Annotated in this window: 24 protein-coding genes and 1 pseudogene; 9 read left to right on the top strand and 16 right to left on the bottom strand. The window is 66.7% G+C overall.

The window, feature by feature from the left end:
* Positions 1-49 precede the first annotated feature (49 nt).
* Together BMZ21_RS11030 and BMZ21_RS11025 are read left to right on the top strand one after the other, a co-directional pair.
* Entirely contained in the window at positions 50-1,027 is a 978-nt protein-coding gene (locus BMZ21_RS11030; RefSeq protein WP_244543802.1) for a patatin-like phospholipase family protein, read from the top strand.
* Positions 1,028-1,045: 18 nt separating this feature from the next.
* On the top strand, positions 1,046-1,759 hold the full coding sequence (locus BMZ21_RS11025) for an HAD hydrolase-like protein (protein WP_208862262.1): 714 nt from the start codon (positions 1,046-1,048) through the stop codon (positions 1,757-1,759).
* A 318-nt stretch (positions 1,760-2,077) separates the two neighbouring features.
* Here BMZ21_RS11025 and BMZ21_RS30805 read toward each other — a convergent pair.
* The 11 genes and pseudogenes from BMZ21_RS30805 to BMZ21_RS10970 form a co-directional block, all read right to left on the bottom strand.
* Positions 2,078-2,616 (bottom strand): annotated as a pseudogene (locus BMZ21_RS30805) (transposase); the annotation flags it as partial.
* Positions 2,617-2,662: 46 nt separating this feature from the next.
* A complete protein-coding gene (locus BMZ21_RS11015) occupies positions 2,663-4,447 on the bottom strand; it encodes an IlvD/Edd family dehydratase (RefSeq protein ID WP_091833361.1) in 1,785 nt (594 codons plus the stop codon).
* 15 nt (positions 4,448-4,462) lie between these two features.
* A complete protein-coding gene (locus tag BMZ21_RS11010; RefSeq protein WP_091833358.1) occupies positions 4,463-5,179 on the bottom strand; it encodes an SDR family NAD(P)-dependent oxidoreductase in 717 nt (238 codons plus the stop codon).
* Positions 5,176-6,090 (bottom strand): beta-keto acid cleavage family enzyme, encoded by a 915-nt coding sequence (locus BMZ21_RS11005; protein WP_091833354.1) that lies wholly within the window; start codon positions 6,088-6,090, stop codon positions 5,176-5,178. Before BMZ21_RS11005 ends, BMZ21_RS11010 begins: the two co-directional genes overlap by 4 nt.
* On the bottom strand, positions 6,087-7,814 hold the full coding sequence (gene dhaL, locus BMZ21_RS11000; protein WP_091833350.1) for a dihydroxyacetone kinase subunit DhaL: 1,728 nt from the start codon (positions 7,812-7,814) through the stop codon (positions 6,087-6,089). The genes BMZ21_RS11005 and dhaL overlap by 4 nt, the downstream gene beginning before the upstream one ends.
* Before the next feature lie 23 nt (positions 7,815-7,837).
* Complete coding sequence (locus BMZ21_RS10995) at positions 7,838-8,743, bottom strand: beta-keto acid cleavage family enzyme (RefSeq protein ID WP_091833347.1); 906 nt, start codon at positions 8,741-8,743, stop codon at positions 7,838-7,840.
* A 42-nt stretch (positions 8,744-8,785) separates the two neighbouring features.
* Complete coding sequence (locus tag BMZ21_RS10990) at positions 8,786-9,673, bottom strand: SDR family NAD(P)-dependent oxidoreductase (protein ID WP_336531907.1); 888 nt, start codon at positions 9,671-9,673, stop codon at positions 8,786-8,788.
* Positions 9,673-10,509 carry an ABC transporter ATP-binding protein gene (locus BMZ21_RS10985; RefSeq protein WP_091833341.1) on the bottom strand — a complete coding sequence of 279 codons (837 nt, stop codon included), beginning with the start codon at positions 10,507-10,509 and terminating at the stop codon, positions 9,673-9,675. Before BMZ21_RS10985 ends, BMZ21_RS10990 begins: the two co-directional genes overlap by 1 nt.
* 1 nt (position 10,510) lies before the next feature.
* On the bottom strand, positions 10,511-11,305 hold the full coding sequence (locus BMZ21_RS10980) for an ABC transporter permease (RefSeq protein ID WP_167561602.1): 795 nt from the start codon (positions 11,303-11,305) through the stop codon (positions 10,511-10,513).
* A complete protein-coding gene (locus tag BMZ21_RS10975) occupies positions 11,302-12,126 on the bottom strand; it encodes an ABC transporter permease (protein ID WP_091833339.1) in 825 nt (274 codons plus the stop codon). The genes BMZ21_RS10980 and BMZ21_RS10975 overlap by 4 nt, the downstream gene beginning before the upstream one ends.
* The gene (locus BMZ21_RS10970) at positions 12,123-13,100 is read right to left on the bottom strand and encodes an ABC transporter substrate-binding protein (protein WP_091833334.1); all 978 of its coding nucleotides are present in this window, start codon (positions 13,098-13,100) and stop codon (positions 12,123-12,125) included. The genes BMZ21_RS10975 and BMZ21_RS10970 overlap by 4 nt, the downstream gene beginning before the upstream one ends.
* Positions 13,101-13,321: 221 nt before the next feature.
* On the opposite strand from BMZ21_RS10970, the gene BMZ21_RS10965 reads away from it, so the two are divergent.
* Positions 13,322-13,843, top strand: a complete 522-nt coding sequence (locus BMZ21_RS10965; protein ID WP_158673537.1) for a TetR-like C-terminal domain-containing protein — start codon at positions 13,322-13,324, stop codon at positions 13,841-13,843.
* Positions 13,844-14,224: 381 nt separating this feature from the next.
* Here BMZ21_RS10965 and BMZ21_RS10960 read toward each other — a convergent pair whose 3' ends face one another.
* From BMZ21_RS10960 to BMZ21_RS10945, 4 genes are read right to left on the bottom strand one after another with little or no spacing between them, the layout of a single operon-like run.
* A complete protein-coding gene (locus BMZ21_RS10960) occupies positions 14,225-14,581 on the bottom strand; it encodes a hypothetical protein (protein WP_091833328.1) in 357 nt (118 codons plus the stop codon).
* A 26-nt stretch (positions 14,582-14,607) separates the two neighbouring features.
* The gene (locus tag BMZ21_RS10955) at positions 14,608-15,870 is read right to left on the bottom strand and encodes a TRAP transporter large permease (RefSeq protein WP_091833325.1); all 1,263 of its coding nucleotides are present in this window, start codon (positions 15,868-15,870) and stop codon (positions 14,608-14,610) included.
* A 1-nt stretch (position 15,871) separates the two neighbouring features.
* A complete protein-coding gene (locus BMZ21_RS10950; RefSeq protein WP_091833322.1) occupies positions 15,872-16,504 on the bottom strand; it encodes a TRAP transporter small permease in 633 nt (210 codons plus the stop codon).
* A gap of 34 nt (positions 16,505-16,538) precedes the next feature.
* A complete protein-coding gene (locus BMZ21_RS10945; RefSeq protein WP_091833318.1) occupies positions 16,539-17,513 on the bottom strand; it encodes a TRAP transporter substrate-binding protein in 975 nt (324 codons plus the stop codon).
* A 180-nt stretch (positions 17,514-17,693) separates the two neighbouring features.
* Here BMZ21_RS10945 and BMZ21_RS10940 point away from each other — a divergent pair, with 180 nt between their 5' ends.
* From BMZ21_RS10940 to BMZ21_RS10915, 6 genes are all read left to right on the top strand, one after another.
* Positions 17,694-18,347 (top strand): TetR/AcrR family transcriptional regulator, encoded by a 654-nt coding sequence (locus BMZ21_RS10940; protein ID WP_091833315.1) that lies wholly within the window; start codon positions 17,694-17,696, stop codon positions 18,345-18,347.
* A gap of 79 nt (positions 18,348-18,426) precedes the next feature.
* A complete protein-coding gene (locus BMZ21_RS10935; RefSeq protein ID WP_091833312.1) occupies positions 18,427-19,854 on the top strand; it encodes an NAD-dependent succinate-semialdehyde dehydrogenase in 1,428 nt (475 codons plus the stop codon).
* 11 nt (positions 19,855-19,865) lie between these two features.
* Positions 19,866-21,617, top strand: a complete 1,752-nt coding sequence (locus tag BMZ21_RS10930) for a GMC family oxidoreductase (RefSeq protein WP_091834322.1) — start codon at positions 19,866-19,868, stop codon at positions 21,615-21,617.
* A gap of 3 nt (positions 21,618-21,620) precedes the next feature.
* On the top strand, positions 21,621-21,974 hold the full coding sequence (locus BMZ21_RS10925; RefSeq protein ID WP_091833308.1) for a tautomerase family protein: 354 nt from the start codon (positions 21,621-21,623) through the stop codon (positions 21,972-21,974).
* The gene (locus tag BMZ21_RS10920) at positions 21,971-22,420 is read left to right on the top strand and encodes an Lrp/AsnC family transcriptional regulator (protein WP_091833305.1); all 450 of its coding nucleotides are present in this window, start codon (positions 21,971-21,973) and stop codon (positions 22,418-22,420) included. Before BMZ21_RS10925 ends, BMZ21_RS10920 begins: the two co-directional genes overlap by 4 nt.
* Positions 22,421-22,521: 101 nt before the next feature.
* Positions 22,522-24,285 (top strand): thiamine pyrophosphate-binding protein, encoded by a 1,764-nt coding sequence (locus BMZ21_RS10915; RefSeq protein WP_091833302.1) that lies wholly within the window; start codon positions 22,522-22,524, stop codon positions 24,283-24,285.
* 169 nt (positions 24,286-24,454) lie between these two features.
* Here BMZ21_RS10915 and BMZ21_RS10910 read toward each other — a convergent pair whose 3' ends face one another.
* The gene (locus BMZ21_RS10910) at positions 24,455-25,285 is read right to left on the bottom strand and encodes an alpha/beta hydrolase (protein ID WP_091833298.1); all 831 of its coding nucleotides are present in this window, start codon (positions 25,283-25,285) and stop codon (positions 24,455-24,457) included.
* Positions 25,286-25,323 lie beyond the last annotated feature (38 nt).

Below are 25,323 nucleotides of genomic sequence, written 5' to 3'. Positions count from 1 at the left end.
CAGTCTCCCCCGAGCCCGTGCCTGGCTGCCCGCCTCGCAGCGCCGAAGGATGAACTACCTTGTCCTATCGGGCGGCGGTGCGGGAGGCGCGTTCAGCGTCGGCGCGTTGAAGGCCTGGTCGGACAAGGGCGGACGCCCGCAATTCGACATCGTCAGCGGTGTCAGCACAGGAGCCCTGATCGCGCCATTCGCCTTTCTCGGCCCGGCCTATGACGAGACCCTCGTCGAGCTCTACACGAGCGGGCTTGCTGAAAAACTCGTCGATGTCGGCTTCCTGCCGGCGGGTCTGCTCGGCCCGAGCCTGCTGAAACAGGAGCCGTTCCGCGAGCTCGTCGAACGCTATCTGACCCGTGACATCATGGCGAACATCGCCGCGGAACATCGCAAGGGGCGCCGCCTTCTCGTCCTGACGTCGAACCTCGACTCACAGAGGGCCGTGATCTGGAACCTGGGCGCCATCGCGGACAGCGACCGACCAGACGCATTGAAGCTGTTCCGGGACATCGTCATGGCATCGGCCAGCCTTCCCGGCCTCTATCCGGCCGTGCTCATCAAGGCCAGGGCCGGCAAGCAGGTGGTCGAAGAGATGCACTCCGACGGCGGCTCAGCGTCACAGATCCTGACCATCCCCGAGGGCTGGATCGCCAATGCGGACAAGGAGCAGTGGCCCAGCAGGGCCAGGCTCAACATGTACATCCTCGTCAACAACGCCCTCATGCCGGAGTTCGCGATGACGGCGAACAACACCTTCATCGTCATGGCGCGGGCAAGCTCGTCGCTGATCAAGGCCCAGACACGGACCGCGCTGCTCGCCACCTATGCCTACGCCAAGAAGACCGGGATCCGGTTTCGGATGGCTTCCATCGACAAGGAAGTGCCCTACGAGATGATCAATCCGTTCGGCACGTCCTACATGCGCGCCGTCTACAAGCTCGGATACGACGGCATGATGGGCGGCAGCTTCTGGAAGGATCGCCCGTCATTTTCCGATGCGACGGCAGATACGCCACAGGCGCCGGCACGATAGCTGCACCTGCGGACTTCGATGGAAGTCGACCTGCCAGCAAGCACTGCGGAGCGTTTGATGCACGTCCACACGAACGACAGCGGCAACAGCCACGCCTTCAATGCGCGCAAGCGTGTCGTCATCTTCGATTTCGACGGCACGCTCGCCGACAGCATCGGCTGGTTCTTCGGGGTCTTGAACGACGTCGCCCGGCGCTATGATTTCAGGCAGATCACCGCCGAGCAGCGCGAAGAGCTCCGGCGCAAGCCGCCACTGGACATCCTGAACGCCTTGGGAATTCCGAAATGGAAACTGCCGGCGATCGCGATGCACATGCGGGCGCTCGCGGCGCAGGAGATCGATCAGATCAAACTTTTCGGATGGGTCGGGGACCTGCTTCTCGAGCTCAAGTCGAACGGAGTATTGATCGCGGTGGTCAGCTCCAACTCGGCGGCGAATATTCAGTTGGTGCTCGGCCCGCATGCGCCGCTCATTGACCACTACGAGACGGGCGCAACCCTCTTCGGAAAATCGGCGAAGTTCAAACGGGTGCTCAAGACCCTGAACGCCAGGCCTTGCGAGGTCGTAGCAGTCGGCGACGAGGTCCGGGATATCGATGCCGCTCACCGTGCGGGCGTTGCCAGCATCGGTGTGGGATGGGGCGCCTCCCATGACGATGCTCTGGTCGCAGCGCGAGCGACGAAACTGGCGGTCACGTCCGATCAGCTGAAGGATATTCTGTTGTCGCGGTGATCACGTCCCAGTTTAGGTGGCCTTTGGGCGCATAGGTGCAACCTGATGTCTCGCGCAGCTCGCGAAATGTCCGGTGTCCCGCGTTGCAAGTGGTGATGTGATGCTGGCGGTCTGGTCGGGTGCAGTCTTATGTCCAGCTTGTCGATGCGGTCGTTCAAAGAGCGCTGGCCCTGATGGTATCCGCGAGCCGTTCCCACTTTGCCTTGCAGGCTTTGACGCCTTTGACATTCGGCGAGGTGTCCCAGTTCCCGGTGTGACCGGTTCGCCATCATTTCACATCGCGCTCGCAACCTCCTGAAGCTGGTCTTCGACGACCGGCTAAACTTTTGCTGCGCACTGATAGGGCGCGCGATAGACGCCGCGCCTGGCCATGATCGACCGCCCCACGCGCTGTTGGATTGGCTGCCGCGACGGTTACGACCAACCCGGGCGGGCTTGCGTGCCGGCATGGTGGCGATCCGCGGGTCGACGGAGTCTGGCTTGGCCCGAGCTCGGCGAACCACCGAGGTCATGCCGACGACGATCGGCCACCTCGAATAGCGATCTCCCATGCGCTAGATCCGTCCCATCCGCTCCTTGCCGCCGCTGGAGTTCTGAAGTGGCGTCAGGCTGCGCAAGGCCGCAAACTGCCGCCCGGATCGGAAGCGGCCGGCGTCGGTGACCGACGCGGCGAGCGCTGTGGCCGAAGCGAGGCCGACTTCGGGAAGGGCGCTCAGCCGCTGCGACGGCTCATTGGAGCGATGCCAGGCAAGCAGGTCCGTTTCCAGTCCCGTCAGCCGGACCTGGAGCTCGCCGATCTGTCCGGCCAGGGCGGCACTGATCCGCCCGGCCAGTTCGGGCGTATTTGCCTGCCAACCTCGTCATGCCGCTCTCCATTCAGGCGAAGCGCCCCCGGCGTCGCGTTCAATGATTGCCGCGTGGAACGCCGTGGATCGCCGCGATGCGCTGGTGGCGGAGCGCCTCTTCCAGCACCATGCCGCCATCGAGCTGGCCGACGTGCCGGCGGAACAGGGTTTGCCAGGGCGTCTGGTCGATCAGGCCCGGCAGCACCAGGTCCTTCCGCCGCCGCGCCAGTTCGTCGTTGCCGACGAGCATGTCGGCGCTGCGCTTGTTCAGGTCGATCCGAATGCGGTCGCCGGTCCGCAGCAGCGCGAGGCCGCCGCCCGTTGCCGCTTCCGGTGAAGCGTTCAGGATCGAGGGGCTGCCGGAGGTTCCGCTCTGGCGCCCGTCGCCGATGCAAGGCAGTTCTTCGATACCGCGACGGACCAAGGCGTCCGGCGGCAGCATGTTCACCACCTCCGCTCCGCCGGGATAGCCGAGCGGACCGACATGGCGGATGACGAGTATCGAGTCCTCGTCGATGCCGAGCGCCGGATCGTTGATCCGGGCGTGGTAGTCCTCCGGACCTTCGAATACGACGGCCCGTCCTTCGAGAGCGTCCTCGTCCCCTGGACGGCGGAGATAGCGACGCCGGAATTCCTCCGAGATCACCGAGGTCTTCATGATCGCGCTGTCGAAGAGATTGCCGGACAGGACGGCGAAGCCAGCGGCGTCGCGCAGCGGGCGGGCGATCGGCCGGATGACCTCCTCGTCGAGAATGCGCGCTCCGGCGTTGTCCTCGCCCAGCGTGCGCCCCGTCACGGTCAGGGTGCCTTCGTGCATCCGCCCTGCCTTGCGCAACTCGGCGATGACTGCCGGCAGACCACCGGCACGGTAATAAGCTTCGCCGAGATGCCGCCCAGCCGGCATCATGTCGACGAGCAGCGGCACGTCGTAGCCGATCCTGTCCCAGTCCGCGTTGTCGAGCGGAACGCCCATATGCCGCGCGATGGCGTTGAGATGGGGCGGACAATTCGTCGATGCGCCGATGGCGGATGCGCAGACGATCGCGTTCTCGAAGGCGGCGCGGGTCATGATGCGGGACGGCTTCAGATCCTCCCATACCATCCCGACGATCCGGGCGCCGGTCGCGTGAGCGACCTGCGCGCGTTCGCGATATGGCGCAGGTATTGCGGCCGAGCCGGGCAGGCTCATGCCGAGCGCTTCGGCCAGCGCGTTCATCGAGCTCGCCGTGCCCATCGTGTTGCAATGGCCGATGCTCGGCGCCGAGGTCGAGACGATATGCATGAAGGCGTCGGTGTCGATCTCGCCAGCGGCGAGGCGCCTGCGCGCGTCCCAGATTACCGTGCCGGAGCCGACGAGCCTGCCGTCTGCGTGCCCGTCCAGCATCGGTCCGCCGGAGAGCACGATCGCGGGGATATCGACGGTCGCCGCCGCCATCAGGCAGGCCGGCGTGGTCTTGTCGCAGCCAGTGGTCAGCACAACGCCATCGAGCGGATAGCCGAACAGGATCTCGACAAGGCCGAGATAGGCGAGATTGCGGTCGAGCGCCGCCGTCGGGCGCTTGCCGGTTTCCTGGATCGGATGGACAGGGAACTCGAAGGGAATGCCACCAGCCTGCAGGATGCCCTCGCGCACGCGCTGCGCAAGTGCCAGGTGGTGGCGATTGCAGGGCGCGAGGTCGCTGCCGGTCTGGGCGATGCCGATGATCGGCTTGCCCGTTTGCAGCTCCGCCCGCGTCAGGCCGTAATTGAGATAGCGCTCCATATAGAGCGCGGTCATGCCGGGATCGTCCGGGTTGCTCCACCAGAGTTGGCTGCGCAGGCGGGGCTTGGTTTGCTCGCTCATCGCTCGTATCTTCCATCAGCGCGCCAGGAAGCCGCCATCGACAGGCAGCGTATGGCCGGTGACCATTCCGGAGGCCCTGCTGGCGAGATAGAGGAAGGCGCCGGCAATCTCTTCGGGCTCGGCGAGGCGCCCCATGGGGGTCGCGGCCTCGATTTCGGCCTGCATGCCCGGCCGGTCGAGCACGCCCGCAGTGAGAGCCGTGCGCACGAACCAGGGAGCGACGGCGTTCACACGAATGCCGGTACGCGCCCATTCGATCGCCAAGGCCCGGGTCATGTTGACGATCGCGCCCTTGGTCGTCTGGTACGACACGTTGGGGTAGAGCCCGCCGGACAGCCCCATCACCGAAGCGGTATTGACGATCCTGCCTTCGCCCGCCGGCAGCATGTGGCGAGCGGCGGCGCGGGCACAAAGGAACATGCCGGTCATGTTCACCGCGACGACGCTGTTCCAGTCGGCGCTCGACAGTTCGAGCGTGGGATGGCGGATGGCGATGCCGGCATTGTTGACCAGCACGTCGAGGCGCCCGTGCCGCCGCACGACATCGGCGAAGAAGGCATCGACCGCCCGTTCGTCGGCGACGTCGAGCGACGGTTCGCCATTGCGGTCGGCGACGATCACGCTGGCGCCGGCCTCGCGCAGGGCCTCGACGACCGCCGCGCCGATGCCGCTGGCCCCGCCGGTGACGATGGCGACTTCGCCGTCCATGCGGAAACGATCGAGGATGCTCATGCTGCTTGCTCCGCGCGTGCTTGCGCATTTGACGGCACCAGGCCGAGGATTTCGCGGGCCTCGCTGGGCGTCGCCGGCTCCATGCCGAGTTCGTGGATGATGCGCACCATCCGCTCGACCAGGCGTGGGTTGGTCGTCGGCTCGCCGGGCAGATAGTCCAGGTTGTCCTCGAGCCCGACGCGGACATGGCCGCCGAGCAGCAGCGCGTGGGTGGTTGCAGGAAGCTGCGCCGCGCCGGCCGCCGCCACGGAGAACACCGAGCCTGCCGGCAGCAATTCTACCATCATCTGGAGAATCTTGGGTGAATAGGGCATGGCGCCCTGGAAGACATGATCGAAGCCGAGACAGAGATTGACGATGTGCGGGGCCGGATCGAGCCCCTCTGCGGTGAGCGTGCGCATGTCCTGCATCAGATGGGCCGGGCTGAACGCCTCCCATTCCGGCTTGATGGCCCTGTCGCGCAGGCGCTGCGCGAAAATGCGGGCGCGTCGCGGCGAGGCCGTCAGGAGCGTCTCGCGGCCGGCGAGCGTGGCGAGAACCGTCATGGCGTTCAGCGTGACGATCTCCGCGCCGGCGTCGGCCGCCTTCATGCGCTCGTCGAGATCGACCTCCCAGAGATCGTCGCTGAGTCTGCGGCCCATCGCGCCGGTGACGCCACCGCCGCCGGAATTGTTGATGACGATGTCGCAGCGCTCGCGGATCAGCGCGTTGATCCGGCCATAGATCGCCGCGTCGCAGGTCGGTTCGTCATTGGGAAGGCGGGCATGCAGCGCCGCGACAGAGGCGCCCGCCGCATGACAGCGCGCGACGTCTTCTGCGATCTCGTCCGGCTGCGTCGGCAGATGCGGGTTCTGGGCCCGGGTCGCGAATCCGCCCGTCGGTGCCACGGTGACGATGACCTTCCGGCTCATGGCTTCGCCTCCGCTCCGGCTTCGGAGAACTCGTGGGCGAGCGCGGCCAGCCAGATCGCGACCGCCTCCGCGCCGGGGTCGGGATGGCCCGCGACCCGGTCGCCGAGATAGCTCGACCGGCCCTTGCGCGGCGTCATGCCGGCCGTGGCGGCTGCGCCTTGCCGTGCTGCGGTAACAGCCTGCGCCAGAGCGGTGGATACAGGCGCTCCGCTCCCCACAGCTCCGGAAAACGCCTCGGCCGCTGGGATCAGCGCGTCGAGCATGGTGCGATCGCCGCGGGCGGCGCCTCCCAGTTCGGAGATACCGGTGCAGGAAGCCGTGAGCGCTTCGGCCCAGGCGTGCGCAGACGGGTCATTCGTCTTGCGCAGGACTTCCGACGCCCGCAACGCGGCGATGGCATAGAGCGGGCCTGAGGTACCGCCGATGCTGCGCCGGAGTGTCTGCGACACGAGCCTGAGCAGGCTCGCCTCGTCAGCAGGCAGATTGCCAGCGAACGCCTTGTCCAGTGCGTCGGCACCACGGCGGAGGCTGAAGCCGAGATCGCCGTCTCCCACGGCCTGGTCGAGCGTTGTGAGGCGGGCCTCCTGCACCCGGATGGCATGCGAAATCGCGCCCAGGACATGGCGGAAGCGCCGCGCCTTCGGCCCGAGCTCTGCCGCGGTCGCCTCGACGGACACTGCGCCGGCAGCCATCCGCACTCGATTGGGCTCCACCGGCGGCGTCGCTCCCGCCTGCCAGCTCGCCGAGAATGCCGGAGCATCGAGACGCGCCAAGCGGCCTGCATCGAGCCTCATCAGCGAGAGCGAGCAGCCTTGCATGTCGAGCGCGGTCAGATTGCTGCCGCACCAGCTACGACGCACGGTGATGCCGCGTTTGCGCAACGCGGCGAGGGCGGCCCGGGCGACGATGGCCAGTTCCATCGGCGGCGTGCCGCCGAGCCCGTTGACGAGGAGCGCCGTCTGATCGTTCGCGCCGAAGCCCCGATCGGCGACGATCCGATCGATAAGCGTCTCGACGAGCGCATCGGCGCCATCGAGATGGGCTCGTTCGATCCCGGCCTCGCCATGGATGCCGAGCCCGAGCTCGATCTCGTTGGCGGCGAGATCGAAGCCCGCTGAATCGGCGCCGGGCACCGTGCAGCCCGACAGGGCGACGCCCATGGTGCCGGTCGCGGCGATGGCGGCCTCGACCTCGGCTTTGATCTCGGCAAGCGGGAGGCCTGCAGCAGCGCAGGCTCCTGCCACCTTGTGGACCAGAACCGTGCCGGCGATGCCGCGCCGGCCCGCACCGCCGCCCGCGCCGAGCGCGACGTCGTCATCGACGATCACCATCTCGACGGGGATGCCTTCCGTGCGGGCGATATCGGCGGCGAGGCCGAAATTGAGCCGGTCTCCGGTGTAGTTCTTGACGATCAGCAGCACGCCGGCTTGGCCGCCGACTGCGCGGATCGCGGCAAGGACCGCATCCGTGCTCGGCGAGGTGAAGACGTCGCCGGAGACCGCGGCCGTCAGCAGGCCCTCGCCGACATAGCCGGCATGGGCTGGCTCGTGGCCGGCGCCTCCGCCGGAGATCAGCGCGACCCCGCCCCTCGCCGCTAGCTCGGCGGCGTCGCGCCGCAGCACGACGTTCTCGCCCGCGAGCAGCGCCAGGCGCTCGTCGAGGCCGACGAGCCCCTCCAGCATCTGCCCGACCACATCGCGCGGATCGTTGATCAGCTTTTTCATTCCCACTCCTCCGACTATCGCGCTCAGGCGGCCGCGCGCTGGGGCTCGGCGATGCCGAGAATTTCCCTCGCCTCCTGCGGTGTCGCGATGTCGCGCCCCATGCTGCGAGCCAGGGCCGCAATATGGCGGACGATATCGGCATTGCGCGGTTTGCCGCCGAGTTCGAGATAGGGATGGTCGCCGAGCCCGAAGGAGAGATGTCCGCCCTCGGCGATGGCGATGCTGGCGATCGGCTGCACGCTGCCGGGATAGACCAGCGCCAGCCATTCGCTCGGCCCGTTGCGCGGCAGGAAGTCGAGATGGGCCGAGAGGCCGCGATAAGTACCGGGGTGGCCCGCGAAAAGCCCGCTCTCCGACATCAGCAAGCCGATATAGGCAGGTCCCCGGATCAGCCCCATCTCAATGAAGGCGTCGACGGTGCGCGTACAGCCGATGTTCCAGCAGGTGTGGACCGTCTTGACGCCAGCCGCCTGAATCTCGCGAGTGAAGTATTTCAGCAGCTTGGTCGGGTTGTGGAAGACGAGGTCGTCGGTGACGAACTCCTTCTTGTCCTTGGCGTAGACGTCGACGTTCATCGAGGCCATGTCGACGGGCGCGATGTCGGGCCTTGTCTTCGGGTTGCGCGCGAGCTTGAGGATGTGCTCGACGCGTCGTTCCGACGGGGTGAGCGTGACGTAGCCGAGCGTCGAATGCACAAGCACGTCGGGCGCCTTCTCGCGAATGCGCTCGATCGTCTCGGCATAGGTCTCGAAGCTGTTCTCCGGCTCGCCTGTCACACCGTCGCGGCCGTGGAAATGCACGCAGGTTGCACCGGCCTCGTAGCATTCGGCGGCGTCCTCGGCGATCTCGGCCGGCGACCACGGGACATTCGGGTTCTCGTCGCGCATGGCGTACTCGTTCATGCGCACGTCGATGATCATCTTCTTCATGGAGCGTTCTCCGGCATGCGGGGCGCCGCGATGGCAAGCCCGTCAGTTGTCGTTGGAATCGAGCCAGGTCTGGGAGGTGACGCCGCCGTCGACGACGAGCGATTGCCCGGTGATGAAGTCGGCCTCGTCCGAGGCGAGGAAGAGGGCGGCATGGGCGACGTCCCAGCCCGTGCCCATCTTGCCGCGGGGGATCTGGCGGTCGCGCTTGCGCATCATCTCGTCGAAATCCGCCGCGCCATAGGCGTCACGCAGCACGGTAATCATCGGGGTTTCGAGGAAACCGGCGGTGACCGCGTTGCAGCGAATTCGCTGCCGCGCATATTGCAGCGCGATCTGCTTGGAAAACGGCACGATCGCGCCCTTCGAGGCGGCGTAGGCGAGGAGCGGTACGCCGGTCCAGCGGATGCCGGCGATCGCGCCCATATTCACGATCGCGCCGCCGCGCCCCTCGCGCTCGAACTGCGCCAGCATGATCGGTATGACCGCCTTGCAGGTCAGGAACATGCTCTTGATGTTGGCGGCCATCAGCCGGTCCCAGTCGGCCTCGGCCGTGTCCAGGGGGCCGCCGACATGGGCAATGCCGACATTGTTGTGCAGCACGTCGATGCGGCCGTATCGTTCGAGGCAGGCATCAGCCAACCGGCCGACCGCTTCGGCGTCCGTCACGTCGGCGACGTGGGTTTCGCATATACCGCCACGCTCCAGGATCGCGGCGCGCGTGGCCTCGACCGCTTCGACATTGCGGTCCACCGCGAAGATCTCGGCGCCTTCGCGGGCGAAGACGGCGGCGGTCGCGCGGCCATTGCCCCAGCCGTCGCCGACCGAGCCGGCTCCGGTGACGATGGCGACCTTTCCGGCCAACCGCGGCGGCCTGCCTGCGAGCTCCGGCGGAATTCCGACGCCCATAGCGTCTTGTTGTGGCGTGGCCATCACGCGGTTCTCCCGGCGATCGAGGTCCGTTGAAGGGGCTCTTCGCCGACCAGGCTCAGTCGCGCCGGCGCCGCTCCGCGTTCGCCACGGATTTCGTGCAGCACGCGCGCCCTGAGCTCGGCGAAACGCGGCTCCGATTTGGTGGCGATCTGGTCGCGTGGCGTGGGCAACGGCACGGCGAGCGTGTCGACCACCTCGGCCGGCGAGCCGCGCAGCACCACGACCCGATCCGAGAGGTAGATCGACTCGTCGATGTCGTGCGTCACGACGACGACCGACATGCCGAGCCGTTCGCGCAGGCCCAGCGTCAGGTCCTCCAGCTCAGCGCGTGTCTGGGCATCGACGGAGGCGAAGGGCTCGTCCATCAGCAGCAGTCGCGGCTCGCAGGCGATCGCCCGGGCGATCGCGACGCGCTGCTGCATGCCGCCGGACAGTTGCCAGGGATATTTCCGCTCGTGTCCTTTGAGGCCGACGGCCTCGATGGCAGCTTCCGCAGCGCTGTCGCGCCTGCCGCCATCGGCGATCCGATGACGCAGGGGCAGCGTGACATTCCCGAGCACGCTGAGCCAGGGCATCAGCGAGCGGCCGTAGTCCTGGAAGACCACCGCGATGTCCTTGTGCGGCCGGTCGATCACTGCGCCATCGAGGGTCACGGTGCCGGCGACGGGCCGCGACAGCCCGGCGATGCAGCGCATCAGCGTCGACTTGCCGACACCTGAGGGGCCGACGAGGCAGGCGATTTCGCCCCGCTCGACGGTGCAATTCAGGTTCCGGAAGATGACTTTCGCCTGCGTGCCGGAGCCGTAGCTCATCGACAGATCATTGATCTCTAGCATGTCAGCGTTTCCTGCGATGAGAGCTGTCGAAGCCGGAGGCGGCGTGGCTGTGATGCCAGCCGAGCGCACGCCTCTCGGCCAGGCTCATCAGGCCGTTGAGGGCATAGCCGATGATGCCGAGCATGATCAGCGCGGCCCACATCTGCGGCATGTCCCAGCCTTGCGTCGCCGACAGGATGACGTAGCCGATGCCACGGGTGGAGGCGAAGAGCTCGCTGCCTACGGTCGCCACCAGTGCGATCGACACGGCCAGCCGCAGGCCCGCGAAGGTTTGCGGGCTCGCCGCCGGCAGGACGACGCGCATGAGGGTGTCGCGCTTGCGCAGCCCCATCGTCGCGGCCGCGTCCCGCAGCGTCGGGTCGATCGTCCTGACGCCCTCTGTGGTGTTGAGCACGACGGGCCACAGCGTACCGAAGGCGATGATCGCCATCTTCTCTCCGTCCCCCGTACCCATCAGCATGATCACGAGCGGGATCAGCGCGATCACCGGCACGGCGCGCATCACTTCCAGCAGCGGCAGGGCGAGCCGCGCCAGCGGGGACAGACCGAGAGCGACGCCGAGGGCCACACCAAGGCCAGCTCCGATCGCAAAGCCGGCGGCGAGATTGCGCAGGCTCGGCAAAAGGTCGCTGCCGACCCTGGCAAAGAGCCAGTCCGAGGCGAACCGATCGAGAATTTGCGCCAATGGCGGGAAATAGAGCGACGTGCTTCCGCGCGAACTCAGCCACCAGAGCAGCACCAGCAGGGCCGGTAGCCAAAGTTCGAGCGCGAGGCCGCGCCAACGCAGGGCGCTCACGGCCGCCTCCTGCGCGCCGGGCTCCAGGGCACGAGCAACCCCTCGGCGAGATAGGTCGCGAGCGTCATCGCGACGCCCAGCCCGATCGCTACCAGCGTATAGGCATAGACGTCGAGGACCGCGCCGACGCTCTGGGCGACCGCAATCGCCGCGCCGACGCCTGGCACATAAGTGAGTACCTCGATGCCGATGCAGAGCAGAAGACCCATGACGGCGGCAAGCCGCAGTCCGGTGATGAGATAGGGCGTCACAGCCGGCATCAGCACATGCCGGAGCAGCGTGGCCTTCGGCAGGCGAAAGGCTCGGCCGGTCTCGACCAACATCGGGTCGATGTCGCGCACGCCATGGCTGACCTGCAGCATGATCGGCCACAGCATGGTCGGTACGGTCACCATAAGCTCGGTCTGCCGGCGCGCGCCGAACAGCAGCAGCGCCAGCGGGATTAGCCCCAGCGGCGGGACGCTCCGCACCGCATCGACCAGCAGCCGGCTGCTCTGCCGCGCGAAGGCGCTCGATCCGAGAAGGATGCCGAGCGGAACGGCGATCGACGTCGCGATCAGCAGCGAGATCGCCCAGCCGGTAAGGGTCTCGCCAATGCGGGCCGGAACGTCGCCGGCGGCGATCAGTGCGGCCAGGCGCAGCAGCGTCGCGTCGAGCCGGGGCAACACCTCGGGCCCGACCTTGCCGCTGAGCACGAGGAGATGCCACGCCGCCAGCGGGAGCAGCAGGAAGGCTGCCTTGCCGAGCCAGGGGCCGATCGGCCGCGGCGGCGCTCGGCGCGCCGGCGTACCGTCCGAGGGAAGGGAGACGAGACCGCTCACGGCGCCAGCACCAGAGCGGACGGATCGACCGTGCCCTTCGCGAAGCTGTAATCCTCGAACAGCTTCTTCACCTGCGCCACCTGGGGGACCGTGACTTCGGCCGAGAGCTTCGGCAGCGCCGAGGCCTTGGCGTCGGCTTCAGGCGTGTTGAAGCCTTTCATCAGGGCCTCCGGCACATCCTGCGGATGGCTCTCGGCATACGCGATCGCCTCTGCCACGGCCGCGCGCAGCGCTCGCATCGTATCCGCATTGGCCTTGGCGTAGTCGCGCGAGGCGATCAGGACGAGGCGCGGCAGATCGGCAAAGGCGAGGAAGTTCGGATTGCCGAAGGGAGCCGCGAACGCGCCGCTCGCCATGAAGGAGGAGTAGAAGGGGTCGTGGACCACGGCCGCCTGTACGTCGCCGTTCTGAACGGCGCCCTTCATCGCGGGCGGCGGCAGCACGGCAAATTTCAGGCTGCGCGCATCGCCGCCGAAGCGGTCGACCGTCACGCGGGCGGCGAGTTCGTCGGCGCTGTTCAGCGCCACGACCGCAATCGTCTTGCCGTTGAGGTCGGCGCCCGAGCGGACATCCCCCTTGCGGACGATCAGGCCATCGGGGTCGGCTCCGGAGCTTCCCTTCGCCCAGCGGCTGAGGCCGCTCACGACCCCGATCGGCAATCCGGCCGCGCTGGCGGAGGCGGTATGTTGCAAGGAGTTGAGCGCGACATCGACCTGTCCGCTCATCGTCGATTGCACGATCGAGGCTGTCGACAACGTGCTGATCGTGACCTTGAGCCCATGCTTCTCGAAGATGCTCCGGTCGCGCGCCAGCAAAAGGACTGCGGCATCGACGATCGGGAAGACGCCGAGCTTCAATTCGCGCAGTTTGCCAGCGCCGGTCTGCGCGACCGCCAGTGGGGACGCGGCCGCGGTGGACAGGGCAGCGATGCCGGCCAGAACGTGACGTCGCGACAGATAGGACAAGCGCTTCATGGTTTCCTCCCCGGGGAAAATCGTGTAAACGACCTTGAGGTCTTATATTTACGATACGACCTGTATATGAATTAGTTCGAATGGCCCTGTCAAGAGATGTAGCGATGCCTAGGACAAACTCGGCCAAGCCGACGCCCGAGCCTTCCGGGGTCTTTGCCGACAAGCCTCGTACGCGAGGGCGGCCCCGGCGGAGTGCAACCGATGCTGCCATCACCCGCGCCGTGCTCGATCTGCTGGCGGAGGTCGGCTACCAGCGCTTGTCCTATGACATGGTTGCGCAACGGACCGGCGCCACGCGGCCGACCATCTACCTTCGGGGCGCCAACAAGGTGCTCCTCGTTCTCGGTGCCCTGATCGAGGGCTATGGTATCGACCCAACGCCTGACACCGGATCCCTTGCAGGCGACCTGTTGGAATTGCAGCGCTCTCAGATCCGGTTCTGGAACGACCCCGTCATCGCCGGGCTGTTCCCCGGCCTGCTCGCCGATATCAGTGCCGAACCGGAGCTCGCCAGCAGTTGGTGGCACGGATTCGTGGCACCGCGCAGGGCATCCACATCGCGAGCTCTCGGGCGCGCACGGGCGCGCGGCGAACTAACGGGAGAGATCGATGCCGAATGGATTTGCGATCTCCTCACGGGCCCGCTGATCTGCCGCGCCTTTCTCGGCGGTTATCGACGACTGCCCGAGGAACTCGCGGAAGAAACGACGCGCTTCGTCATGAGCCGGCTTGCTGCAGACTAAGTCGACGATCCCGCTGGGAACGTCGCCGCATTGCGCGTGTCGAAGCTCACGTGCTCATAGTTCGCTTGCTGACGTACATCGAAGGTCTGCCTCACTAGTCGGGCAGTTGGGTCAAGCTCGGATTGCACCTCTGTGCCGCGGTCTCGTTCACGCGGGTTACGCTTATCTTCGTAGTCTGGGGGCTTCTGTCGAGCGAGGCCGCTGCACGCATGCATCGGAGTGGGTCTGGAGAGCCTCGCATTTGGACGCGCTTCGAAGCGCCGCAGACCCTCCGGCCTCACGAAACACTCACTCACGGTGCCCGCGAAGCCGGCAGCAGGCCACATAGCCCGGAAGCGGCCTTGCAGGGCCTGCTAGCCCGGCAGGCAGAGCCAATATGGTCTAAATGCGCATCGTATCCGCCAGTATCCAGTTGCAGGAGACGACGCTCAGGATCTGCACGCTGCTGGGCAGTTCGAGAAGATATTCAGGGTCCTTGTCCAGATGCCTGATCCGGGTCGGGTCGGCTCCGGCCCAGCGGGTCATCGCCTCCATGCTGTCCCAGAACGACGTGACCATGAAGAAGCTGGAATCCGCCTGGTCCTCGCGGAGCATCTGGACGCCGCGCGCGCCGAGCGACTCGAGCTTCTTCACGCCGTGGTCGTAGAGATAACGGGTGTACTCGTCCGCCAGGGTGCTGCTGGTCCGACCTCGCCAGATGCGGGCGACGCCGCCAGGTGCCGTGCTCGACTGATTCATCGCGATTGTCCTGTTTGCGCGTGGAGTCATCTGATCAGCGCCAGCGTGAACCATGGCCAGATGCTGAGAACGACCAGGACCACGCAGGTTGCGAGGCAGAAGGGGAGTGACATGGCGAAGACGTCGCTCGGTTTGGTATTCGTCAACGACGCGCCGACGAATAGCGCAGCCCCGACCGGCGGCGAAACCAACCCGAGAGTCAGATTGATCGAGACCACCACCCCGAAATGGATCGGATCGATGCCGTAGAGGCCGGTCGCGATCGGATAGAGGATCGGCACGATCAGGATCAGCCCGGCGACGCCGTCGATCACCGTGCCGATGACCAGCAGGATCAGGTTGAGCCAGAGCATGAAGCTGACCGGTCCGCTCGCCACCGAGGTCATCCAGCTGGCGACGACCTGCGGCACCTGGCCGTGGATCAGCACCCAGGTGAAGACGTTGGCCGCGGCGACGAGGTAAAGCACGATCGCCGTGTTGAGCCCGGTCCGCAGGAACATCTGCGGCAGCTGGCGCAGATCGATCTCGCGATAGCCCAAGCCGAGAAACAGCGCTGCGACGCAGGCCAGCGCCGCCGATTCCGTCGGGCTCGCCAGTCCGGTCATGATGCTGACCAGGATGACGATCGGGATCAGCATGGTGGGCAGGCCGCGCATGAACCGGCCGATGCGCTCGCGGACCGAAGCGTGGGGCTCGATGGGATAGGCGAGCCAGAAGCCCATCAGCCAGATCACTAGGCAGAAGGCCGCGATGATCAGCAGGCCGGGAATGATTCCCGCGACGAACATGTCGCCGATCGGTGCCTGCACCATCACGCCGTAGATCACGAAGATCAGCGAGGGCGGGATGATAGGCCCGAGCAATCCCGCCGAGACGGTGGTGGCGACGGCAAAGTTCTTGTCGTAGCCTTTGCGCACCATTTCCGGCACGAGCGTCTGCGCCATGATTGCGATCTGGGTCGTCGACGATCCCAGGATCGACGAGATCAGCCCGTTGGCGAAGACGTTGACATAGGCGAGGCTGCCGCGGATCCGGCCGGTGATGGCCATTGTCATCTCGAGCAGCCGCGTCGTGATCCCGCCTGCGTTCATGAACTCGCCGACCAGGATGAACAGTGGCAGGGCGAGCAGGCCGTAGGAATCGATGCCGCCGAAGAGCTGTATCAGATAGGAATCGAAGAGCTGCCAGTTTCGCGTCGCGACGACGTAGGACAACGTCGCAAGGCAGAGCACGAGCCCGATCGGCAGGCCGCCCAGCAGGAACGCGGTGAAAGCTGCACCAGTGATCATGTCAGCCGGCCTCCAGGGTCGCGGCGCTGTCGGCGGCGATCCGTTCGCGCTCCGCCCAGCCCAGGTCCTCGACCAGATTGGCGAGGCAATGAATGCTGACGCCGACGGCGTAGAGCGGCAGCACGAGCAGGACGACCCATTTGGGAATTCCCAGCGTCTGGGTCGGATCGGTATAGAGGAAGTTCAGCGAGGCCGCGGTGTAGGCCGCGATGTCGAAGCCCGACCATGCCAGCTGCACCGGGTCGAAGAGTCGCCAGCACAGCACAATCAGGAAAAGCCCATAGGCGAGGCCGATCACGGTCAGCATCGCGTCGACGACCCTGCGCTTGGCTTGCCCAAGCGCGTCGATAACGAGCGTCACGGCGAAGTCGAGCCGCTGTCGCACCGTCAGCGAGGTGCCGATGAAGCAGGTCGCGACCATCAGATAGATCGCAAGTTCGTCGACCCAAATCAGCGGCCGGCCGGCGGCCCGGGTTGCGATGTTCAGCAGGATCAGCGCGAAGATCGCGGCGACGAAGGCGGTCACCAGCACCTTTTCACCAGCGGCGACGACACGGCTGACGGCCTGCGTCGCCTCCGCGACAGTCCTGCGGCGACAGCGCAGGAGGGCCGCGTCTCGCGCGGTCAGATCCATGGCGACATTCTCCTGTTGGCGCGACCGGCCGGCGTCAGCGAGTGAAGGTTCGCAGCGCCTTCAGATCGGGCGCCTTGGCCTCCCAGCGCGCATCCCAGGCCTTGACGACCTCCGCGAACGTCTCGCGCGCGACCGGCCTCATCTCGAAGCCGGCTTCAGCCAGGCGCTTGCGGAAGGCTTCCTCGTTGGCGACGAACTCGTTGCGGATGAGCTTCATCTGCTTGGCGACGAGATCGCGGATCAGCTTCTGATCAGCCTCGCTCAGATCGCGCCACACCCTGGCCGAGAAGGCAGCGGCCATCGGTGCCATGACGTGATTGGTCACCAGCATGGTTTTGGCGAGCTGGTTGTACTTGTTGTAGAACGTCGCCTCGAAATCCATGTCGATGCCATCGACCTGACCATTGGCGAGCGCATCGTAGACACCGGCGAACGGCACCGGCGTGGGCGCCGCACCGAGCAGCTCGTAAAAGTCACGCGCCGGCGCGGACGGTATGACGCGGATCTTCTTGCCCTTGATGTCGGCGATGCCCGTCGACTTGTCGCGGGTCAGGATCTGGCGCAGGCCAGTCATGCCGTATCCGAGGCCGATGGCGCCGATGCTGGCCGGGAAGCGCTCGAGAATTTTCTCGGCGACCGGACTTTCCAGAACGGCCCGGGCCTGATCCATGTCCTTGACGAGAAATGGAGCATGCAGCGCGGCCAGTTCCGGCACGCGGTTCGACAGTTCGGCGGTGGTCAGCCAGCCCATGTCGAGCGCCCCGGTCTGGAGCTGCTGGATCATCTGGGCTTCCGAGCCGAGCTGGCTGGACGGGAAAACCGCGACGGAGAGCCGTCCGTTCGTCGCAGCCTTGAGCTCCTCTCCGAAAGCCTGGGCGCTCAGCGTCCATTGCTGGTTCGGCGGCACGACGAGGCCGATGCGGATCGTGCGCGAATCCTGGGCCACGGCCGCCGAAGCGGTGAACAGGCTCGCGAGCAGCAACGCTGTCGACGTCAGTTTCGTCAGCATGGTCGGGTTCCCCTCCGGGTTTTCCAGGCTCGCCCTCACGATGCCTGTTGAAAACAATTGTTTTAATCATCTGTTTGTAAAAAACTGTTGTCAAGCGGCTTTCGCTCGCGATCCGGCACCGCTAGCGATAGAGCGACAACTCGGCCGTGCAGGCGCGCGGACTCATGGAGGGACGATGCGATGAAGCGAGTGGCGCCGGCGGCGAGCGAACCCGACACGCGGGAGAGGATTCTGGCCGCGGCGCTCACCGTATTCGCCGAGCGTGGCTTCGAAGCCGGCACCGTGCGCGACATCACCGAGGCAGCCCGCGTCAACACGGCGGCAATCAACTATTATTTTCGCTCCAAGGACGAGCTGATCCGCCAGGTCTTCGAGGCCGGGCTGAAGCCGATCATCCGGGCCAGGAGCGGCGCGCTCGAGGCCTGCATCCGGCAGTCGGCGCCGGCGCTGCCGAAGATTTCAGCCGTTGCCGAAGCGCTGGTCAGGCCGCTCGTCGAACTCGGCGCCGGCGAGTACCGCGATGTCATGACGATCCTGATGCAGGTCCGCACCGGCCAGCTGCCGCTGACGAAGCGCATCGTCGAAGAGCAGTTCGGCCCCGTCCACGAGCGCTTCGTCGACCTGCTGCAGAAGCTGCTGCCAGACCTGTCCCGCACGGAGATCGCGCTGCGCTACGACTGTGCACGCGGCGCCGTCCTGCAGACCCTCGTACACCTCGCGCCCGCCTCGGCGCTCGCGGTCGCCGAGACCGATCGTGAGCGAGTCGATCACGAAAAAACCGTTCGCCGCCTCGTCCGTTTTGTCTCCGCCGGCCTTGAGGCCCCTCCCGGATAAAGCCGTCCCGGCGGCCTCTTGTCAGAGTCGCTGATTCGAATGTATGTTTCAAACATATGTTTAGAAATGGCGGCATCCAATGACTTATCCCCGTCCTTCGCTATCGATCGCCGGCGCGGCGCGCCAAGGAACCGGTTCGACCATCACCGTGCTCGACCCGTCCACCGGCGGCGCTCTCGCCGAGTTCACCGGCGCGTCTGCCGAGGATATCGGGCGCGCGGAGGCGGCGGCTGCGCACGGTTATCGGATTTGGCGCGCGACGCCGGCCATCGAGCGCGAGCGTGTCCTGCGCCTGACGGCGCAGGCGATGCGCGCCGACCGCAGCAGGATGGCCACGCTGATCGTGCAGGAAAACGGCAAGCCGATGCGCGAGGCGCTCGCCGAGATCGACGCCGCCGCCGACACCTTCGATTTCTATGCGGCCGAGGCAAGGCGCAGCTATGGGCGGACGATCCCGGCCCGTAGCCCCGGCGCGCGCATGGCGACCTCACGCGAGCCTGTCGGTGTCGTCGCGGCGTTCTCGCCCTGGAATTTCCCGGCGATCAATCTGGTGCGCAAGCTGGCGCCGGCTCTTGCCGCCGGCTGCGCGGTCATCGCCAAGCCGGCCGAGGAGACGCCGGCGACCGCGTTCGCGATCGCCGATCATCTGGGACAGGCCGGGCTGCCGCCGGGCGCGCTGAACCTGCTTTTCGGGGATCCGGCCGAGATCTCGTCCGCCCTGATCGCGTCGCCTGTCGTCCGCAAGGTCTCCTTCACGGGTTCAACCGCGGTTGGCCGCCAGCTCGCCCAACAGGCGGGGGCGGCGCTGAAGCGCTGCACGATGGAGCTCGGCGGGCATGCGGCGGCGATCATCTGCGCCGACGCCGACCCCGAAGCTGCCGCCGACCTCATCGCCGCTGCCAAGTTCCGGAATGCCGGACAGAGCTGCAATGTCGCCAGCCGCTTCTATGTCCATCGTTCCCGCTACGATCGCTTCGTCGCCCGGCTGGCCGAGCGGGCGCGCGCGATCATCGTCGGGCCGGGCAGCGACGAGGCCTCCGGGATGGGACCGCTGTCGAACGCGCGCCGCGTCGATGCAATGTCGCTCCTGGTTTCCGATGCCGTCCAGGCGAATGCCAGGATCGTTACCGGTGGCGCCCGCCTCGAGCGTCCCGGCTTCTATTTTCCGCCGACGGTGCTGGCCGAGGTACCGGCGTCGGCCGCGATCATGCGCACCGAGCCATTCGGGCCGATCGCGCCCGTCGCAGCCTTCGACGATATCGACGAAGCCCTCGCGCTCGCCAATGACAGTGCCTTTGCCCTGGCCGGCTATGTCGTGACCGATCACGCCCCGACGGCCCGGCGACTGGCGCAAGGGCTGAATGCCGGCGCCATCGGAGTCAACACCTTCACGGTCGCGTTGCCGGAGGTGCCGTTCGGCGGGTCCAGCGCCAGCGGCTGGGGCCATGAGGGCGGGCCCGAAGGGCTTGAGCCCTATCTCCTGACCCGCTTCGTGCACGAAGCCTGACGGTGGCGGCGATGCAGACACTGGAAGCCGATTTCATCATCGTCGGCGGCGGTTCCGCCGGCTGCGTCCTGGCGAACCGCCTTTCCGCTTCTGGCCGGCACCGGGTCGTCCTGATCGAGGCCGGGCGCGACCAGCCGCCCGACCGCGAGGAGCCGGCGATCCTCGACAGCTATCCGCGTGTCGCCTACTTCAATCCGGCGAACATCTGGGCGGACCTCAAGGTCTTCCTCGAGCCGGTCCCGCATAACGATCCGGCGGGCCAGCCGAAGGCAAAGCGCTACGAGCAGGCGCGGCTCATGGGCGGCGGCTCCAGCCTCAACGACATGCAGGCCAATCGCGGCCTGCCGAGCGACTACGATGACTGGGCTGCGAATGGCGCCGAAGGCTGGGACTGGCAAGGCGTCCTGCCGTTCTTTCGCAAGCTCGAGCGCGACATGGACTTCGCCGGCCCGCTCCACGGCGACACCGGGCCGATCCCGATCCGGCGAATCCAGCCCGAGGTCTGGCCGGGCTTCTCGCGCGCTGCGGCCGCGGCCATGGTCGAGGCCGGCTTCCTGCCGATGCAGGACCAGAACGCGGAGTTCGGCGACGGCTGCTTTCCGATCGCCATCTCGAACGCCTATGATCGTCGCGTCTCGACGGCGATCGCCTATCTCGACAATTCCACCAGGCGCCGCAGCAACCTGACGATCATCGCCGATTGCCGGGTCGAGGCGCTGACGATCTCGGACGGACGCGTCACCGGCGTCACGGCGCGAGCACCGGACGGGCCGCTCGCCATCTCCGGGGCGGAGACGATCATCTGCGCCGGCGCCCTCCATTCACCTGCCATGCTGCTGCGCAACGGCATTGGTCCGGCGGCGGAGCTGAGAGCATTTGGCATTCCCGTCCTCGCCGACCGACGTGGCGTCGGGCGCAATCTGCAGGAGCATCCGGCGCTCTCGGTCTCGGCCTATATCCGCCGCGAGGCGCGGCTCCAGCCGGCGCTTCGCCGCCACACCCATCTCGGCTTGCGCTACTCTTCCGGCCAGGCCGGGGCTCCGCAGGGCGACATGTACATGGTCGCCCTGAGCAAGACCGGGTGGCATCCCGTGGGCTTGCAGCTCGGCTCGCTGGTCACCTGGGTGAACCGGCCGTTCTCGCGGGGCAAGGTCGTCCTGACCTCCGCCTCGGCGGCCGTGGAGCCTCGAGTCGAGTTCGCTCTGTTGTCCGACCGGCGGGATCTCGACCGCCTGATGTCGGGGCTGCGTCTGGCCGCCGGCATCTTCGACCAGCCGGCACTTCGCGCCGTGACGGATGATCCGTTCCCGACGAGCTACAGCGAGCGCGTCCGCGACCTCGGGATCGTCTCGACCAAGAATCGGATCCTGACCTCGATCCTGGCATTTGGCCTGGACGGCCCAGCCTGGCTCAGGCGCAAGCTCCTGCGCCATGTCGTCACCGAAGGCGCCCCGCTGGAGAGAATGCTCGCCGACGAGGAGATCCTGGAGCATTTCGTCCGCAGCGCGGTCCATGGCGTCTGGCACGCCTCCGGCTCCTGTCGCATGGGCGCGCACGGCGACCCCGATGCCGTGGTGACGGCTGATGGCCGTGTCATCGGCGTCCCCGGCCTGCGCATCGCCGACGCCTCGGTGATGCCGTCCGTGCCGAGCGCCAACACCAACATCCCGACGATCATGATCGCCGAGAAGATCAGCGCGGCAATCCTGTCGGAGCAGCCGGGGCCGACGGCGGCTATGGTCGTTTCGGCGGATGCGAGCTAGATCATGCCCGTGATCGCCGTTCACACCGCGCAGGACTGGTGCGCCACACCGGATGCCGCACTCGAAGGGCTGCGTGACGCCGCAATGGCGGCATGCTCGCTCAGGCCGGCGGCGCTCACCTTGCTCTGGCAACCTTATGCCGCCGGACGGATGATCGCCCCGGCAGACCGGGGTGCGTGCTATTGCCTGGTCGAGATCGCCATGCTCGCGGGACGCTCCCCGGAGCTGAAGCAGAGCCTCGCGCTAGCCTGCATCGCGGCCTTGGCGCGCTTTGGGGTGCCGCCGGCAGATATCGACATCTGCTTCGCCGAGAGCCGGCCGGCCGACTGGTTCGTCGCGGGACGCCCGCTGCCATGACGCGCGCCAACCGGGAAGACGACAACGACCGCAGGATCATGGCGGTGCTGGCCGCCAATGCCCGCCAGCCCACCGTGGCGATCGCAAAAAAGCTCGGCCTGCCGCGCACGACCGTGCACGAGCGGATCGAGAAACTGGAGCGCAACGGCACGATCACAGGCTACCGCGCCGTCTTCGCCAGCCCGGCAATTGCGCAGCGGCTCGAAGCGATGCTTCTGCTCTCGATCAGGCAGCGTCGGCAGTCTGAGGTGGTCCGCCGGCTTGAGAGCCTGCCGGAAGTCCGCAGCTGCGCCTCGGTCAGCGGCGAGTTCGATCTGATGCTCGTCGTCGAAGCTCCGCTCAGCGAGGACCTCGATGCCGTCATCGACGAGATTACAAGCCTGGAAGCGGTGGAGCGCTGCATGACGCTGATCGTACTGGCAAAGAAGTTCACGCGCGGGGATTGAATTCCGGCATTCTGCCGATCACCTCGCAATGCTTCCGACGCTACGCCGATGCTGCCGACGGTGCCCTGGCATAACTTGGGGTTCCACTGGGAATCTCTGACATGCGCGGCGCCGACCTTCTCGTTCACATGCTGACCGCCTATGGGGTCGACGTCATCTTCGGCGTCCCCGGCGATACCAACGTCCCGCTCTATGATGCTCTGCGCGAGGCGCAAGGACAGTTGCGCCATGTCATGGCCCGTGACGAACGGTCGGCCGGCTACATGGCGGATGCCTATGCGCGCCTGACCAACCGGCCGGGGATCGTCGAGGTCCCGAGCGGTGCCGGGGCGACCTATGTCCTGCCCTGCGTCGCCGAGGCCAACGGCTCCTCGGTCCCGCTCATCGTCATCACCAGCGACACGCCGGTCGCCAGCGAAGGGCGCGGCGTCATCACCGAGCTCGATTGCGCTCGCCTGTTCGAGTCGGTGGCGAAGGCGTCATGGCTGGTCAAATCCGCCAAAAGGCTGCCGGATACGGTGCGCCGCGCCTTCCGCGTCGCGACGGGCGGCAAACCGGGCGTCGTTCATCTCGCCGTTCCCGAGGACGTGCTTCACGAAGAGGTCGAACCGGCCACCGTCTCGCTGCATGTCGAGAGCCATCACCGCAGTTTCCCGGCCTACCGGCCATCGGCGGAGGCGGCCGAGCTCGACCGCCTGATCGCTCTGATCCGCCAGGCGCGGCGGCCGCTCTTCGTCTTCGGCGGCGGTGCGAAGCGGTCGCAGGCCGGTGCGGCGCTGCTCGCGCTGGCCGAGCGCCTGGGCATGCCGATCGTCAACACCATCACGGGCCAGAGTTCGTTGCCCGATGGTCATCGGCTCGCCATCGGCGTGACCGGCGACAACGGCTTTCATCCGCATGCCAACCGTGCCGTCGCAGAAGCCGATCTCCTCATCTACTGGGGGTGCCGTCTCGGCTCGGTCGTGTCCGTCGGCTGGACATTCCCGCCGCCGGATCACGAGCGGCGCATCGTCCAGATCGATATCGATCCCGAGATCATCGGCAACAACTCGGCCAATGCGCTCAGCATAAACGGCGATGTCCGCGCGGTCGCAGAAGGCCTGGCTACGGCCCTGCCCGACACGCTCGCAGTCGACCCGCAATGGCTCGAAAGATTGAATGGCTGGAGGGCGCAGTTCTGGCGGGACGCGCAGGACGAGCTGCGCGACGACAGCTTGCCGCTGAAGCCACAGCGCGTGGTCCAGGCGCTGAACAAGCGGCTGGACGGCGCCTTCAGCATCCTCTCCGACCCGGGCACGCCAACACCTCACATGACGCGCCTGCTGCGGCTCGACGATCCCGATACAGATTTCATCATTCCCCGCGCCTACGGTGGGCTCGGCTACGCACTGCCGGCGGTGGTCGGTGCCTGGCTGGCACGCCCGCAAGCGCGACCGCTGGCGCTGTTCGGCGACGGCTCGTTCGGGATGAACTGCGGCGAGCTCGAAACCCTGGTACGGCTCGGCGTGCCGGCTATCCTTATCCATTTCAACAATGGCTGCTTCGGCTGGATCAAGGCGCTGCAGCGACTTCACGGCCACAACGCGACCTACTCGGTCGATTTTCTCTCGCTGGACGCAGCGCGCATCGCCGAAGCGTTCGGTCTCAAAGCCTGGCGGGTGACGGACGCCGCCGAGCTGACCGCGGCCCTGGACGGAGCGCTGGCATTCGACGGCCCGGGCTTCATCGATGTCGTCGTCGAATCGATCGCCGACGTGGCTCCGCCGGTTTTCTCCTGGTTGCGCCGGCTCGGCGAGGACCCGTTGGCGCAGCCTCACGCCAGGAATGTCGAATTGGCGAGGTCGTCGCCCAGATCCGCCCCTTAAGTGGAGTTGCCGTCCTTAATGGAGTCCGACTGTCGATTTCGCGCTGGTTTCTCGCAAGGGAAGAGCCGAAGCCATGCGCCACCAGCAGATATTGCTCCGCTGCCCAGAAGTGGACATCTCCAAAGGCGCTCCGGGTTGCTCCTGCCCCAGATTGAAACTCAACGACATATCACTCGCGAATAGCTGGTCTGGCTTCCCCCCAAAACTTGACGACATCATCAAGAACGGGCGCTCGCCAGCTCATGGCGCGCGCGAGCGACGCCGCCGTTCCGGCGTGGCCGAGGCCGGCATAGGCCTTGAGCGTGACGGAGCGCGCACCGGCGCGGCGCAGTGCAGCGGCGAGCCGCTCGCTGTTACGGGGCAGAACCGTGGTGTCGTCGGTGCCTGTCGCCAGCAGGATCGGCGGCGCGTCCTTGCGGGCGAAATGGATCGGCTGCGTACGCTCCAGATTCCGGGCATTGCCGAAGGCGGCTTTGGTCACGTCGATATCCAGCGGCAGGAAGTCATAGGGGCCGGACAGGCCTACGGCCGAACGAATGGCATTCGACGGCAGTCCAACCCGCGCGAGATAGCTCCCGTCCAGCGTCAGCATCATTGCATTGTAGGCACCCGCCGAGTGCCCCATGACATGAATACGGCGCGGATCACCGCCGTAACGCGCGACGTTGTCATGGACGAAGCGCAGCGCAACGGCGCCGTCCTCGATGAAGACGGGGAAGCGCACCTCCGGCACGAGCCGGTAGTCGGCGATCACGGTGACGAAGCCGCGCGCAGCCAGCGCGTCACCGACGAAGGCATAGCTCTCCTTGGCTCCGTTGGCCCATGAGCCGCCGTAGATGAAGAAGACGACCGGCCTTCCCGTGCCGCCGCCGGGCGGGACATAGATGTCCATCGTCTGGCGCGGATGGCGGCCGTAGGCGATATCGCGGGCGCCTTCGTTCAGCGCGCCCGGCCGCAGCACGGCGCAGCCGGCGAGCGCCATGCTGGACAGCGCCGCCATAACGGCCCGCCTGGAACTGGATATCGTCATGGGCGCCT

The organism is Allobosea lupini (genome assembly GCF_900109525.1).
Taxonomy (GTDB): Bacteria; Pseudomonadota; Alphaproteobacteria; order Rhizobiales; family Beijerinckiaceae; genus Allobosea; species Allobosea lupini.
Note: the sequence above shows the minus strand (reverse complement) of the source record. Positions and strands in the feature narration are given on the sequence as shown.

What these genes read in the sequence shown, in the direction of transcription:
- BMZ21_RS10935 (WP_091833312.1), top strand. Translation starts at nt 18,427, where the DNA reads ATGACTTATCCCCGTCCTTCGCTATCGATCGCCGGCGCGGCGCGCCAA.
- BMZ21_RS10925 (WP_091833308.1), top strand. Translation starts at nt 21,621, where the DNA reads ATGCCCGTGATCGCCGTTCACACCGCGCAGGACTGGTGCGCCACACCG.
- BMZ21_RS11015 (WP_091833361.1), bottom strand. Translation starts at nt 4,447, where the DNA reads ATGAGCGAGCAAACCAAGCCCCGCCTGCGCAGCCAACTCTGGTGGAGC.
- BMZ21_RS10915 (WP_091833302.1), top strand. Translation starts at nt 22,522, where the DNA reads ATGCGCGGCGCCGACCTTCTCGTTCACATGCTGACCGCCTATGGGGTC.
- BMZ21_RS10960 (WP_091833328.1), bottom strand. Translation starts at nt 14,581, where the DNA reads ATGAATCAGTCGAGCACGGCACCTGGCGGCGTCGCCCGCATCTGGCGA.
- BMZ21_RS10990 (WP_336531907.1), bottom strand. Translation starts at nt 9,673, where the DNA reads ATGGCCACGCCACAACAAGACGCTATGGGCGTCGGAATTCCGCCGGAG.
- BMZ21_RS10970 (WP_091833334.1), bottom strand. Translation starts at nt 13,100, where the DNA reads ATGAAGCGCTTGTCCTATCTGTCGCGACGTCACGTTCTGGCCGGCATC.
- BMZ21_RS11005 (WP_091833354.1), bottom strand. Translation starts at nt 6,090, where the DNA reads ATGAGCCGGAAGGTCATCGTCACCGTGGCACCGACGGGCGGATTCGCG.
- BMZ21_RS10995 (WP_091833347.1), bottom strand. Translation starts at nt 8,743, where the DNA reads ATGAAGAAGATGATCATCGACGTGCGCATGAACGAGTACGCCATGCGC.
- BMZ21_RS10950 (WP_091833322.1), bottom strand. Translation starts at nt 16,504, where the DNA reads ATGGATCTGACCGCGCGAGACGCGGCCCTCCTGCGCTGTCGCCGCAGG.
- BMZ21_RS10920 (WP_091833305.1), top strand. Translation starts at nt 21,971, where the DNA reads ATGACGCGCGCCAACCGGGAAGACGACAACGACCGCAGGATCATGGCG.
- BMZ21_RS11010 (WP_091833358.1), bottom strand. Translation starts at nt 5,179, where the DNA reads ATGAGCATCCTCGATCGTTTCCGCATGGACGGCGAAGTCGCCATCGTC.
- BMZ21_RS10910 (WP_091833298.1), bottom strand. Translation starts at nt 25,285, where the DNA reads ATGGCGGCGCTGTCCAGCATGGCGCTCGCCGGCTGCGCCGTGCTGCGG.
- BMZ21_RS10945 (WP_091833318.1), bottom strand. Translation starts at nt 17,513, where the DNA reads ATGCTGACGAAACTGACGTCGACAGCGTTGCTGCTCGCGAGCCTGTTC.
- dhaL (WP_091833350.1), bottom strand. Translation starts at nt 7,814, where the DNA reads ATGAAAAAGCTGATCAACGATCCGCGCGATGTGGTCGGGCAGATGCTG.
- BMZ21_RS10985 (WP_091833341.1), bottom strand. Translation starts at nt 10,509, where the DNA reads ATGCTAGAGATCAATGATCTGTCGATGAGCTACGGCTCCGGCACGCAG.
- BMZ21_RS10940 (WP_091833315.1), top strand. Translation starts at nt 17,694, where the DNA reads ATGAAGCGAGTGGCGCCGGCGGCGAGCGAACCCGACACGCGGGAGAGG.
- BMZ21_RS10955 (WP_091833325.1), bottom strand. Translation starts at nt 15,870, where the DNA reads ATGATCACTGGTGCAGCTTTCACCGCGTTCCTGCTGGGCGGCCTGCCG.
- BMZ21_RS10930 (WP_091834322.1), top strand. Translation starts at nt 19,866, where the DNA reads ATGCAGACACTGGAAGCCGATTTCATCATCGTCGGCGGCGGTTCCGCC.
- BMZ21_RS11030 (WP_244543802.1), top strand. Translation starts at nt 50, where the DNA reads ATGAACTACCTTGTCCTATCGGGCGGCGGTGCGGGAGGCGCGTTCAGC.
- BMZ21_RS11025 (WP_208862262.1), top strand. Translation starts at nt 1,046, where the DNA reads ATGGAAGTCGACCTGCCAGCAAGCACTGCGGAGCGTTTGATGCACGTC.